General features: G+C 62.5%; 10 protein-coding genes. 7 read left to right on the top strand and 3 right to left on the bottom strand.

The window, feature by feature from the left end; genetic code table 11:
• The first annotated feature begins 230 nt into the window (after positions 1–230).
• The 5 genes from HU724_RS26775 to HU724_RS26755 all read left to right on the top strand — a co-directional run bounded on the left by HU724_RS26775 (position 231) and on the right by HU724_RS26755 (position 5900).
• Entirely contained in the window at positions 231–1307 is a 1077-nt protein-coding gene (locus HU724_RS26775; protein ID WP_186569336.1) for a putative 2-aminoethylphosphonate ABC transporter ATP-binding protein, read from the top strand.
• Positions 1307–3031, top strand: a complete 1725-nt coding sequence (locus HU724_RS26770; protein ID WP_186569335.1) for a putative 2-aminoethylphosphonate ABC transporter permease subunit — start codon at positions 1307–1309, stop codon at positions 3029–3031. Before HU724_RS26775 ends, HU724_RS26770 begins: the two co-directional genes overlap by 1 nt.
• 37 nt (positions 3032–3068) lie before the next feature.
• A complete protein-coding gene (locus HU724_RS26765; protein WP_034153698.1) occupies positions 3069–4094 on the top strand; it encodes a putative 2-aminoethylphosphonate ABC transporter substrate-binding protein in 1026 nt (341 codons plus the stop codon).
• Positions 4095–4212: 118 nt separating this feature from the next.
• Positions 4213–5346, top strand: a complete 1134-nt coding sequence (locus tag HU724_RS26760; RefSeq protein ID WP_186569334.1) for a TIGR03364 family FAD-dependent oxidoreductase — start codon at positions 4213–4215, stop codon at positions 5344–5346.
• The gene (locus HU724_RS26755) at positions 5343–5900 is read left to right on the top strand and encodes a phosphonate degradation HD-domain oxygenase (protein ID WP_186569333.1); all 558 of its coding nucleotides are present in this window, start codon (positions 5343–5345) and stop codon (positions 5898–5900) included. Before HU724_RS26760 ends, HU724_RS26755 begins: the two co-directional genes overlap by 4 nt.
• A 162-nt stretch (positions 5901–6062) precedes the next feature.
• On the opposite strand, the gene HU724_RS26750 is transcribed toward HU724_RS26755, so the two are convergent.
• Positions 6063–7448 (bottom strand): GTPase/DUF3482 domain-containing protein, encoded by a 1386-nt coding sequence (locus tag HU724_RS26750; RefSeq protein WP_186569332.1) that lies wholly within the window; start codon positions 7446–7448, stop codon positions 6063–6065.
• Positions 7441–8814: a DUF2868 domain-containing protein gene (locus tag HU724_RS26745; protein WP_186569331.1), complete on the bottom strand. Its 1374-nt coding sequence runs from the start codon at positions 8812–8814 to the stop codon at positions 7441–7443. The genes HU724_RS26750 and HU724_RS26745 overlap by 8 nt, the downstream gene beginning before the upstream one ends.
• 85 nt (positions 8815–8899) lie before the next feature.
• Between HU724_RS26745 and HU724_RS26740 the strand changes: the two genes are divergently transcribed.
• Positions 8900–9412, top strand: a complete 513-nt coding sequence (locus tag HU724_RS26740; RefSeq protein WP_186569330.1) for a dihydrofolate reductase — start codon at positions 8900–8902, stop codon at positions 9410–9412.
• Positions 9413–9505: 93 nt separating this feature from the next.
• On the opposite strand, the gene HU724_RS26735 is transcribed toward HU724_RS26740, so the two are convergent.
• The gene (locus HU724_RS26735; RefSeq protein WP_186569329.1) at positions 9506–10897 is read right to left on the bottom strand and encodes an L-cystine transporter; all 1392 of its coding nucleotides are present in this window, start codon (positions 10895–10897) and stop codon (positions 9506–9508) included.
• A gap of 239 nt (positions 10898–11136) precedes the next feature.
• Between HU724_RS26735 and HU724_RS26730 the strand changes: the two genes are divergently transcribed.
• Positions 11137–12192, top strand: coding sequence for an HAD family hydrolase (locus tag HU724_RS26730; RefSeq protein WP_186569328.1), 1056 nt, complete (start codon positions 11137–11139; stop codon positions 12190–12192).
• Positions 12193–12347: the final 155 nt, after the last annotated feature.

The following is a 12347-nucleotide window of genomic DNA, read 5'->3' as shown; positions in this document are numbered from 1 at the left end:
TTCAGTGTGCGAGCTGGCCTCTTCGCGAGCAGGCTCGCTCCCACATTGGATTTGGGTTGTGAACACTATCCCCTGTGGGAGCGAGCCTGCTCGCGAAGGCGTCAGCCCAGGCAACACACAATCTGAACCAAAATCCCCGAATACCACTATCAGCCGTTTTTGCCTCGCTGCCACATGACGGACGCATTACAACTCTAGGATTGGCCTCATCTGCTTGATGAGGTCCGTCCATGAATCCTGCCATCGCAACTGCCCTGACCAACCCCGGCGCGCCGATGAAAGTGCGCGGCGTGCAAAAGCGTTTCGGTGCGTTCACTGCGCTGGATAACGTCTCCCTCGATGTCGCCGCCGGCGAACTGGTGTGCCTGCTCGGGCCGTCGGGCTGTGGCAAGACCACATTGTTGCGCTGCATTGCCGGGCTGGAGCAGCAGGACAGCGGCGAGCTGTATCTGGGCGATCGCGATGTCTCGCATCTTGCCCCGCAAGCGCGGGATTACGGGATTCTGTTTCAGTCCTACGCGTTGTTTCCCAATCTGACCGTCGAGGCGAACATTGCCTACGGCCTCGCCGGCAGCGGGCGCGACGAAGTGCGCCGGCGTGTCGGTCAGATGCTGGAACTGGTCGGCCTCACTGGCAGTGAGAAAAAGTACCCAGGCCAATTATCCGGCGGTCAGCAACAGCGAGTAGCACTCGCTCGCGCATTGGCGCCGGCACCGTCGCTGCTGTTGCTCGATGAACCGATGTCGGCCCTCGACGCGCGGGTGCGCGAGCATCTGTGCACCGAGCTGCGTCAGCTGCAACGCAACCTCGGCATCACCACGCTGATGGTCACGCACAATCAGGACGAGGCGATGTTGATGGCCGATCGCATCGCGGTGATGAATAACGGCCGCGTCGAGCAGTACGCCACCCCGCAGGAAATCTACAACCGCCCGGCCACGCCGTTCGTGGCCGAGTTTGTCGGCCAGGGCAACTGGCTGCCGTTTCAGCGCAGTAGCGACAGTCACGCCCAGGTCGGCGGGATGAATCTGCGCCTGGCCGAGGGCAGCGCGCACGGCGCTTCGGGTCGACTGTTCTGCCGCCCGGAGGCGATCAACGTCAACCCGCTGGTGCACGAAGAGAACCTGTTCCCGGCCAAGGTTCGCGAAATCACTTTCCTCGGCAACCGCTGCCGGATGAGCTTCGAACTTGATCAATTGCCGGGCCATGCGCTGCTTGCCGAACTCGCGCCAGAAACCATGCCGCGCCTCGGCGCCCAGCAGATCATGGTCGCCTTGCCGCCGCGCAGTTTGCAGGTGTTCGCCTGATGAACAGCAACTTCGCGCTGCCGCTACCGCACAAGCAGGTGCGACAGTCCTCGAAAGCCGAGATCGGCGATCGCCTGTTCGTGCTCGGCGGCAAAGTCCTCTTGCTGGTGTTGCTCGGCCTCGCGGTGCTGCTGCCGTTGCTGGCGATCTTCTGGCGCGGTTTCAGCAATGACGCCGGGCAGGGCGGTGGCTGGCTCGCGGCGAAAGAGTTGGTAACCAGTGCCAATTTCCATTGGCTGCTCGGCAACAGCCTGAAAGTGTCCCTCAGCGTGGCGGCCATTGTCGTACCGCTGGCCTACCTGTTTGCCTACGCGCTGCAACGCACGCTGATTCCGGGCAAAGGCATCTGGCGCGGGATCTCGCTGCTGCCGCTGATGGCGCCGTCGATGCTGCCGGGAATTGCGCTGGTCTATCTGTTCGGCAACCAGGGCATGCTGCGTGGGCTGCTCTCGGACAATATCTATGGGTTCTGGGGCATTGTGCTGGGCGAGGTGATCTACACCTTCCCCCATGCGCTGATGATTTTGCTCTCGGCATTGTCGCTGGCCGATGCACGGCTTTTCGATGCCGCATCGAGCATGGGCGCCAGTCCGGCCAAGGCGTTTCGCAGCATCACCTGGCCGGCGACGCGCCAGGCGGTGTTCGCCGCGTTCTGTCTGGTGTTCACCCTGACCATTACCGATTTTGGTGTGCCGGTGGTGGTCGGTGGCGACTATCAAGTGCTGGCGCTGGAAGCCTACAAAGCCGTGGTCGGCCAGCAGCAATTCGGTCGCGGCGCGTTGATCGGCATGGTGCTGTTGCTGCCGGCGCTGTTCAGTTTCGGTGTCGATGCGTGGTTGCGTCGCCGCCATGGTGACTCGATGAGCGGACGCGCGCAGGTGTTCAAGCCGCTGCCGTCCAGGCTGCGTGACGGCTGCTATCTGGCGATCGTTTTGCTGATTTGCGCCGCGCTGCTGCTGGTGTTCGGCATGGCGGTGTTTTCGTCGCTGGTGAAGTTCTGGCCGTACAACCTGTCGCTGTCGCTCAACCACTATCAGTTCAACGAAACCGCCGGCGGTGGCTGGCTCGCTTACGGCAACAGTCTGAAAATGGCGCTGGGCACCGCGCTGATTGGCAGCGTGCTGATTTTTACCGGCGCCTATCTGATGGAGAAAACCCGCACTCAGCGCGGCTTGAACCTGGCTTTGCGCATGCTCAGCTTCGTGCCGATGGCGGTGCCGGGGCTGGTGCTGGGCCTGGGTTACGTCTTCTTCTTCAACCTCAGCGGCAATCCGCTGCACGTGCTCTACGGGACGATGACGCTGCTGATTGTCTGCACCATTGCGCACTACCTGACCACCGCACAAATGACCGCGACCACCGCGCTGCGCCAGCTCGACGCCGAGTTCGAAGCCGCCGCGCTGTCGCTGAAGGCGCCGCTGTACCGGCATTACCTGCGCGTGACCGTGCCGATCTGCCTGCCGGCGCTGCTGGACATCGTGCGCTACCTGTTCGTCTCGGCGATGACCACGGTTTCCGCTGCGATCTTCCTTTACAGCCCCGACACCATCCTCGCGGCGGTGGCGGTGCTGAACATGGACGACGCCGGCAACGTCGGCGGTGCGGCGGCGATGTCGACCCTGATTCTGTTCACTTCGGCCGGCGTGTCGCTGCTGCTGGCGTGGGCTTCGCGCGGCCTGTTGCGCCGCTCCCAGGCCTGGCGGCAAACCGCGCCCGGTCACTGATTGCAAACCCGATCAACTCATCTACAGGAAAACGCTCATGTTCAAGCCTATGGCCCTGGCCGCTGCTGTGCTCGCGACTTTCAGCCTGAATGCCTTCGCGGCAAAAACCGAGTTGACGGTGTACACCGCCCTCGAAGCCGAGCAACTGAAGTCCTACAAGGAGGCCTTTGAGAAGGCCAACCCGGACGTCGAGATCAAATGGGTGCGCGATTCCACCGGGATCATCACCGCCAAACTGCTCGCCGAAAAGGCTCGTCCGCAGGCTGACGCGGTGTGGGGCCTGGCCGCGTCGAGCCTGGCGATTCTCGACCAGCAAGGCATGCTACAAAGCTATGCACCGAAGGATCTCGGCAAGATCGGCGCGAACTACCGCGACGCCGCCAACCCGCCAGCCTGGGTCGGCATGGACGTCTGGGCGGCGACCATTTGCTTCAACACCGTCGAGGCTGAGAAGCAGGGTCTGAGCAAACCGGTCAGTTGGCAGGACCTGACCAAGCCTGAGTACAAGGGCAAGATCGTCATGCCCAACCCGGCGTCGTCCGGCACTGGTTTCCTCGACGTCAGCGCCTGGCTGCAAACCTTCGGCGAGAAGCAGGGCTGGGCGTATATGGACGGCCTGCACCAGAACATCGGCCAATACGTTCACTCCGGTTCCAAGCCGTGCAAGCTAGCGGCGGCGGGGGAGTTTCCGATCGGGATTTCCTTTGAATATCCGGCGGTACAGTTGAAACGCCAGGGCGCGCCGCTGGATATCATCCTGCCGAAGGAAGGTCTGGGCTGGGAGATCGAAGCGACGGCGGTGATCAAAGGCACACCGCATGAAGAGGCAGCGAAGAAACTCGCCGACTTCTCCGCCAGCGCCGAGGCGATGGATCTGTACAAGGAAAACTTCGCCGTGCTCGCCCAGCCGGGGATCGCCAAGCCGCAGACCGAATTGCCAGCCGACTATGAGCAACGTCTGATCAAGAACGACTTCGCCTGGGCCTCGAAGAATCGCGACGAGATCCTCACCGAGTGGCGCAAGCGTTATGACGGCAAGTCCGAGAAAGTTGCGGCCAAGTAAGATCTTTATCGACTGACAAGGCCCCTTCGCGAGCAGGCTCGCTCCCACAGTTGCAATGCTGTCCCTTATGGGAGCGAGCCTGCTCGCGAAAGCGGTTTCTCATTCAGAGCACCTCTCCATGACACAACCCAAAGACCTGCTCATCATCGGCGCCGGCATCCTCGGTCTGTCCCACGCCTATGCCGCTGCCAAACGCGGCCTCAAAGTCGCGGTATTCGAACGCACCGCCACGCCCCTCGGCGCCTCGGTGCGCAACTTCGGCCAGGCGCTGGTGACCGGTCAGCCGCCCGGCATCATGCTCGAACTGGCCAAGGCCAGTCGCGAGATCTGGGGCGACTGGGCGCAACTTGCCGGCCTGCAGGTCAAGCGCAACGGCTCCTACCTGTTCGCCCGCAGCGAGGCCGAAGAACACCTGCTCGAAGTCTTCTGCACCGGCCGCGCGATCGAGCACGGCTACAACGTCGAGCTGCTGCGCGGCGCGGCGTTGCGTGATCTGTATGAAGGCCATTTCAGCCATCACCGCGCCGCGCTGCACGGTGTCGATGATCAGCAGTTGTACTCGCGCGAAGCGATTCCGGCGCTGATCGATTATTTGCGCCGCGACCTGGGCGTCGAGTTTCACTTTTCCACGCTGGTGCGCGACGTCGAGCCGGGGCATTTGCACAGCACCGCTGGCAGTTTTACCGGCAAGCAGATCATCGTCTGCTCCGGCCACGATTATCAGACCCTGCTGGCCGAGCCGATTGCTGCGCTCAATCCGCAGATCTGTCGTTTGCAAATGCTGCGGGCCAGACCAAGCATCGAGTTGAACCTGCAACACGCCGTGCTCACCGGCCTGAGCTGCGTGCACTACGGCGCTTTCGCCGATCTGCCGCAAGCCGCAGCGGTGCAGGCGCAGATTCTCCGTGAACAATCGCACCTGCACGCCAACGGCATTCACTTGCTGATCAGCCCGACGCCGTACGGTGAGTTGATCATCGGCGATTCGCATCATTACGGCAGCGATGCGTCACCGTTCAACGCCGAGCAGATTGACAACTGGATGCTCGAACTCGCCGAGCAGACGCTGGGCTGCAAGGTGCAAGTGGTCGAACGCTGGCAGGGCGTCTATGGTGCTCGTGGGCCTGGTCCGTTTTCTTTCCTGCGCCCGGCACCGGGCCTGAGCGTGGCGCTGATGCACACCGGCGTCGGCATGAGCGTCGGCCCGGCGCTGGCCGAACGCAACATCGCGCAGTTACTGGAGGAGGCATGAATCACGAACAGGTGATCGCCCGGGTGTTCGGTCTGTATGAACGCTTCGGCGCCAGCGATTACATCGGCGAACCGGTGTCGCAGCTCGAGCACATGTCCCAGGCCGCAGAACTGGCCATGGCTGAAGGCTGTGACGATGAAGTGGTGCTGGCGGCGTTCTTTCATGACATCGGCCATTTGTGTGCCGAGGGCGCGCAAAACATGGGCGGTTATGGCGTGGTCAGCCATGAACGGCTCGGTGCGGATTATCTGCGTGAGGCAGGTTTCAGCGAGCGGCTGGCGCGAATGGTGGAATATCACGTCCAGGCCAAACGCTATCTGACCTTGCGCGAGCCGGGCTATTACGCGCGGTTGAGTGAGGCGAGTCGGCGGACGCTGGAATATCAGGGCGGGATAATGAGCGCGGCTGAGGCGGATGCGTTCGAGGCTGATCCTTTGTGTGCGCTGAGTTTGCGCATGCGGCGCTGGGATGAGTTGGCGAAGGAGGTTGCAGTGCCGCTGGTGGATCTGAGTGTGTTAAAGCGCAAGGCTGAGAAATTGTTGTCGGCTGAGTGATTGCAGCCCTCACCCCAGCCCTCTCCCGGAGGGAGAGGGAGCTGATCTCCGTGCTTTTCAAACCTGAGTTCGACTGGATATCTCAGGTCGGTGTATGACCCAAGAGCAACACAGTCGGCCCCCTCTCCCTCCGGGAGAGGGCTGGGGTGAGGGGGTAGCGATCTAAAGCTCAAGCACCCGATCAACCAACGCCTCAACCTGCTCCTGCCTTTCCGCCTGATTCAACTTCGCCTGCGGATTGAGCGACGACCACTGCGGATGCGCGCGCGCCTTGTTCAGCGCTTCCGGCAACTTGCCTTCGCGCCAGGTCTTGTCCACAGGCGTGGCCACCTGAATGCTGTCCATCGCCGCATGCCCACGCTGATCGAGCGCCAGCAACAACTGGCGCTGGCGCAACGCCAACAGGCGCAGCACGGCGTCATCCACCGTCAATTCCCGCTGGCCTTTGATCTTGCCGAGCAGGCGACTGCCATAACTGCGCGCGGTTTGCAGTGCGCCCCCGGCTATCGCGCCGGCCAGTGCTGCCGCGCCGAGGGTAATCCCGCCGACCAGCAAATCCACGCCAGCCCCGGCCGCTGCACCGGCAGCAATGCCGCCGCCGACGCGCACGCCGAGTTGCTTCAGGGTTTCCGGGTTGAACAGGTCATCGCCCCAGCGCCCGTCGAGCAACGGCAAATCACTGGCCGCCGCGTCCTGCGGGCGAAACGCGTAGAGCTTGAGCAACGCCTCAACGCACTTCTGCTCACGCTGGCGTACGGCTTTGCGCAGCTCGCTGATCGCCTGCTGTTCCTGCTCGGCTTCGCTGACCACACTGCGCCGGCACGCAGCGCAGTCGATCAGCAATTCGGCAATCAGGCGTGCGGCGCTTTGCTGACGGGTGAGGCGCTGCGCCTGCTGGTCGGCGATCAACCGCTCCAGTTGCGGCCGGGCGTTTTCCAATAGCAGGGCGAGGCTCTCGTACAAGCGCCGCTCGCCATCTTCGGGCGGTGCGACGCTGTCGAAACGTACCAGCGCATGCAGCCCCAACCGCGCCAGCGCCTCGCGCCAATCGGGTTCGCGATGGTTGGCGCTGCTGACGAAATTCAGCACCGGCAGCAGCGGTTTGCCGCAACTGGCGAGCACTTCCAGTTCGTCGCGATACTTGGCCAGCACCGGTTCACGGGCGTCGATCACATACAGACCAGCGTCGGAGGCGAGCAACTGCCGCAGTACCTTGGCCTCCTGCTCGAACCGCTGGCGCGCCTCGCTGCCGTCGAGAAACCGCGCCAGCCGCGCCGGGCCGTCGAGGCGTTCGCCGGGGCGTTCCAGACGTTCGAGAAAATCCAGCAGGGCGATCGCATCTTCCAGCCCCGGCGTGTCGTACAGATCGAGCAACGGCTCGCCGTCCACCGACAACCGCGCGCCTTCGACATGTCGGGTGGTGCTCGGCCGGTGCGACACTTCGCCGAAGTCGACATCGCGGGTCAGGGTGCGCAGCAGCGAGGTCTTGCCGACGTTGGTGTGGCCGACCACCGCGAGTTTCAGCGGGGCCTTGCGTGCATCAGTCATGTCCGCTCTCCAGCCAGTTCATCGGCGCGCAATCGGCGAATGGCAGTTCCAGCTGTTGCAGCGCCGCGTGCCAGTCACCCAGACGTTGCCCGTCCAGCGCTTCGCCAGGCGGCGCTTGCAGCAGCCAGATGCGAGTGGCGCCGGCGTTGCGCGCGAGTTCGGCGATCAATGCGAGGCTGCCGCGATCCGGCGAACGTCGCGGATCACAGGCGATGGCCAGCCGCGCTGGCGGGAAGCGACTGAGTTGTTCGAGCAGTTTGTGCCGCGATTCGCGACTGTCGAGGATGCCCGCGTTGCTGACGTTTTTCGGCAGCGCGGGTGGCCATGGGCGCTGTTCGTCCAACTCGATCGCCACCAGCAGCGCGCCTTCACTGGCGAGCTCGCCGACGTTGCTTTCGACGCGATGCAGTTGCGCCGGCTCCGGGTCGTTGACACCAAGGCGCTCGCTGGTCGGCATCAGCCTTTCACGCAGTTGCGCGTAGCCGGGCAGATTCAGATCCAGACGCAGCGTGGCTTTGCCGCTGTTCCAGCGCCACAGGCAGAACAGCGCGAGCAGCAGGCGCGGCAGCACGCCGTAGAGCACCAGCACACCGACCAGCCACGTCGCCCAGGCCTGTCGCGCGCTTTCAATATCCAGTGCGCCGTCGCCGCTGGCGCGAATCATTTCCTCGGTCGGCACGTTGAAGCCGAGCAGCGACGGCAGATAGCCAAGGGCCTGGGTGACATGGATAAAGGTGTCGGCACCGAGGATTGTGGTTTCCCAGACAAAGCCGTAGCGCCGCGTGGCCATCAGCGTCAGCAACAGAATCAGCGCGCTGAGCATCGCCAGCAGCCACAGACCATTGACCAACGCGCCGAGCGCCCAGCGGTTGAGTTTCTTGCGCTGCAGCAGCAACAGCAGGGCCGGCGCCAGTTGCGCGGCTTTGGCGTCGCGGGCGAATTTTTCGCTGAGCCACAGCCACAAGCGCCCAAGGGTGGCGCCGTGTTCGCCAGCGAAAATCAAGCCCAGCGCCCAGCTCAGCAGCAAAATCAGATTGATCCCGAGCAGACTGCCCAGCGCCCAGAACACATTCACCGGCGTCTGCCCAAGTGCGGCGAAAGCCAGACCGGCGCCGCTGAGCACGGCGAAAATCATCAACAGCACCAGCGCCAGACGCGCGCCTTGCAGCCAGTGCTTGAGCGCGGCGGTCAGCCCGTCACGCTCGGCCAGCCATAGCGCCCGGCGCGCAATGCGGCTCGGCAGATCGCCGCCAGCGGCGCGGGCCAGACGATTGGCTTCCAGATCGTCCAGCGGCCCCGCGTGTTCTTCGCGCAGGCGGATGGTTTCGCTGAGCCAGAGGTTTTGCAGTGGAGTCAGTTCAGTCACGCGGCGTCCCGTCGCTAAATCGAGCGCTGAGCATAACCGCTGTGGCGCTTATCGGGGTAAGCGCGGCTCTGGTATCCTCGCTGGCATGACTAAATCACTGCCCCTCAGCCTGATCGCAGCCCTCGGTGAAAACCGCGTGATCGGCGTCGACAACAGCATGCCCTGGCACCTGCCGGGGGACTTCAAATACTTCAAGGCGACCACGCTCGGCAAGCCGATCATCATGGGTCGCAAGACCTGGGATTCGCTCGGCCGGCCGCTGCCGGGGCGCTTGAACATCGTGGTCAGCCGCCAGCCTGATCTGCAACTCGAAGGTGCCGAGGTCTATCCGTCGCTGGAAGCCGCTGTGGCCCGCGCCGAGGAATGGGCGAAAGCCCAGGGCGTTGATGAACTGATGCTGATTGGCGGCGCGCAGTTGTATGCGCAGGGACTGGCGCAGGCCGATCGGCTGTACCTGACCCGCGTGGCACTGAGCCCGGAAGGGGATGCGTGGTTTCCGGAGTTTGATCTGAGTGAATGGAAGCTGGTGTCGAATGTACCGAATCCGGCAGAGGGCGATAATCCTGCATATAGCTTTGAGGTTTGGGAGAAAGCCTAACAGCTTCGCGAGCAGGCTCGCTCCCACAGGGGAACGCATTTCAGTGTGGGAGCGAGCCTGCTCGCGAAGAGGCCCGCTCAGTCGCTGAGAAGCTTAAGCCTGGGCCAACTCTGCGTGTTCATCGGCATCCAGCAGCGCTTTATCCGTCTGCTGCATGACCTGACTGGTAATCGCCCCTGCGGTAATCGAGCCACTCACGTTCAACGCGGTGCGGCCCATATCGATCAGCGGCTCGACCGAAATCAGCAACGCCACCAGTGACACCGGCAAGCCCATTGCCGGCAGCACGATCAGGGCGGCGAACGTTGCGCCGCCGCCAACTCCGGCCACGCCGGCCGAACTCAACGTGACAATCGCCACCAGCGTCGCGATCCACAGCGGATCCAGCGGGTTGATGCCGACCGTTGGCGCGACCATCACCGCCAACATCGCCGGGTACAGGCCGGCACACCCGTTCTGGCCGATGGTCGCACCGAACGAGGCAGCGAAACTGGCGACCGACGACGGAATACCCAGACGACGGGTCTGCGCTTCGATGCTCAGCGGAATGGTCGCCGCGCTGGAGCGGCTGGTGAAAGCAAACGTCAGTACCGGCCAGATCTTGCGGAAGAAGCGCAGCGGGTTGATCCCGGCGGCCGACACCAGCACGCCGTGCACGACGAACATCAGGCCCAGGCCGATATACGAGACCACGACAAAACTGCCGAGCTTGATGATGTCCTGCAGGTTGGAACCGGCGACCACTTTGGTCATCAGCGCCAGCACACCGTACGGGGTCAGCTTCATCACCAGACGCACCAGACGCATCACCCAGGCTTGCAGGGTGTCGATGGCGTTGATCACTTTCTGACCTTTCTCGACGTCGTCCTTGAGCAGTTGCAGTGCAGCAACCCCAAGGAACGCGGCAAAAATCACCACGCTGATGATCGAGGTCGGCTTGGCCCGGGCCAGGTCGGCGAACGGGTTCTGCGGAATGAACGACAGCAGCAGTTGCGGCACATTGAGGTCGGCGACCTTGCCGGCGTAGTCGTTCTGAATGGTTTGCAGGCGCGCCATTTCCTGAGTGCCGGCGATCAGACCTTCAGCGGTAAGGCCGAACAGGTTGGTCAGGCCGATGCCGATCAACGCCGCGATGGCGGTGGTGAACAGCAGCGTGCCGATGGTCAGGAAACTGATTTTGCCCAGCGACGAAGCGTTGTGCAGGCGTGCCACGGCGCTGAGGATCGAAGCAAACACCAGCGGGATCACGATCATTTGCAGCAACTGCACGTAACCGTTGCCGACCAGATCGAACCAGCCGATCGAGGCTTTCAGCACCGGGTTGCCGGCACCGTAAATCGTGTGCAGCGCAACGCCGAACGCCACGCCGAGGACCAGTGCAAGCAGGACTTTTTTCGCCAGGCTCCAAGTGGTGTGGCGGGTTTGCGCCAGACCGAAGAGCAAGGCGAGGAACACCAGCAGGTTGAGAATCAACGGTAGATTCATGAGAACTCCAGTAAAGACTGTGCCAACAGCCGTCCGGGGCTGCTGCGAACCGGAAAGACTAACAGCTTGATTTGCAATGATTTAATACCGAAATGGCAGGGCGTCCGTCGTTTTTGGAATAAGCGCGTGTCGCTGTCGCCAATGCAACTGACGCGCAGGGGACGCAAGCGGTCGCTGACAGGCGAGGGTTGTCACACTGATTTGTTAGCGTCGAACTCTTTGCATCGGGGAGTAGCGCTATGAAAATTGCACGCACGTTTTTGGCTGTAGCACTGGCGGCTGGCCTCGCCGGCCATGCATTGGCCACGGACCTCAAGCATTGGCCGGCAGATCAGGCGAAGGCGCTGGACGCGATGATCGCTGCCAACGCCAACAAGGGTAATTACGCCGTGTTCGACATGGACAACACCAGTTACCGCTACGACCTCGAAGAATCCTTGCTGCCGTTCATGGAAAACAAAGGCCTTATTACCCGTGACAAGCTCGACCCCTCGCTGAAACTGATGCCCTTCAAGGACACCGCCGAGCACAAGGAAAGCCTGTTCAGTTATTACTACCGGCTCTGCGAAGTCGACGACATGGTCTGCTACCCGTGGGTGGCGCAGGTGTTCTCCGGCTTCACCCTCAAGGAGCTCAAGGGCTACGTCGATGAGCTGATGGCTTCGGGCAAGCCGGTGCCGGCGACGTATTACGAAGGCGATGTGGTGAAGAAACTCGACGTCAATCCGCCGAGGATCTTCACTGGCCAGCAGGAGCTGTATAACAAGCTGATGGAGAACGGCATCGAGGTCTACGTGATGACCGCCGCTTCAGAGGAACTGGTGCGTATGGTCGCGGCGGATCCCAAGTATGGCTACAACGTCAAACCGCAGAACGTCATTGGCGTTTCACTGCTGCTCAAGGATCAGAAGACCGGCGAGTTGACCACCGCGCGCAAACAGATCACTGCCGGCAAATATGACGAGAAGGCCAACCTGGGCCTGGAGCTGACGCCGTACCTGTGGACCCCGGCAACCTGGATGGCCGGCAAGCACGCGGCGATCCTGACCTACATCGATGAATGGAAAAAACCGGTACTGGTCGGCGGCGATACCCCGACGAGCGACGGTTACATGCTGTTCCACGATGTCGATGTGGCCAAGGGCGGCATTCACTTGTGGATCAACCGCAAGGACAAGTACATGACGCAAATCAACGGCATGATGGCCAAACACGCAGCGGCGCAGGCCAAGGAAGGCTTGCCGGTGACAGCGGACAAGAACTGGGTGATAGTCAAGCCTGAGGAAATCCAGTAAGCCACGATCGCATGTAGGAGCTGCCGAAGGCTGCGATCTTTGATCGTTCCCACGCTCCGCGTGGGAATGCAGCCCGTGACGCTCCGCGTCACTGGACGCGGAGCGTCCCTTGAGGCATTCCCACGCAGGAGCGTGGGAACGATCAGTGTCAGACG

Origin of the sequence: Pseudomonas iranensis (assembly GCF_014268585.2) — a bacterium.
Lineage (GTDB): Bacteria > Pseudomonadota > Gammaproteobacteria > Pseudomonadales > Pseudomonadaceae > Aquipseudomonas > Aquipseudomonas iranensis.
Note: the sequence above shows the minus strand (reverse complement) of the source record. Positions and strands in the feature narration are given on the sequence as shown.

Coding starts and splice junctions, on each gene's coding strand:
- HU724_RS26770 (WP_186569335.1), top strand. CDS start 1,307: ATGAACAGCAACTTCGCGCTGCCGCTACCGCACAAGCAGGTGCGACAG.
- HU724_RS26765 (WP_034153698.1), top strand. CDS start 3,069: ATGTTCAAGCCTATGGCCCTGGCCGCTGCTGTGCTCGCGACTTTCAGC.
- HU724_RS26735 (WP_186569329.1), bottom strand. CDS start 10,897: ATGAATCTACCGTTGATTCTCAACCTGCTGGTGTTCCTCGCCTTGCTC.
- HU724_RS26755 (WP_186569333.1), top strand. CDS start 5,343: ATGAATCACGAACAGGTGATCGCCCGGGTGTTCGGTCTGTATGAACGC.
- HU724_RS26740 (WP_186569330.1), top strand. CDS start 8,900: ATGACTAAATCACTGCCCCTCAGCCTGATCGCAGCCCTCGGTGAAAAC.
- HU724_RS26760 (WP_186569334.1), top strand. CDS start 4,213: ATGACACAACCCAAAGACCTGCTCATCATCGGCGCCGGCATCCTCGGT.
- HU724_RS26730 (WP_186569328.1), top strand. CDS start 11,137: ATGAAAATTGCACGCACGTTTTTGGCTGTAGCACTGGCGGCTGGCCTC.
- HU724_RS26775 (WP_186569336.1), top strand. CDS start 231: ATGAATCCTGCCATCGCAACTGCCCTGACCAACCCCGGCGCGCCGATG.
- HU724_RS26750 (WP_186569332.1), bottom strand. CDS start 7,448: ATGACTGATGCACGCAAGGCCCCGCTGAAACTCGCGGTGGTCGGCCAC.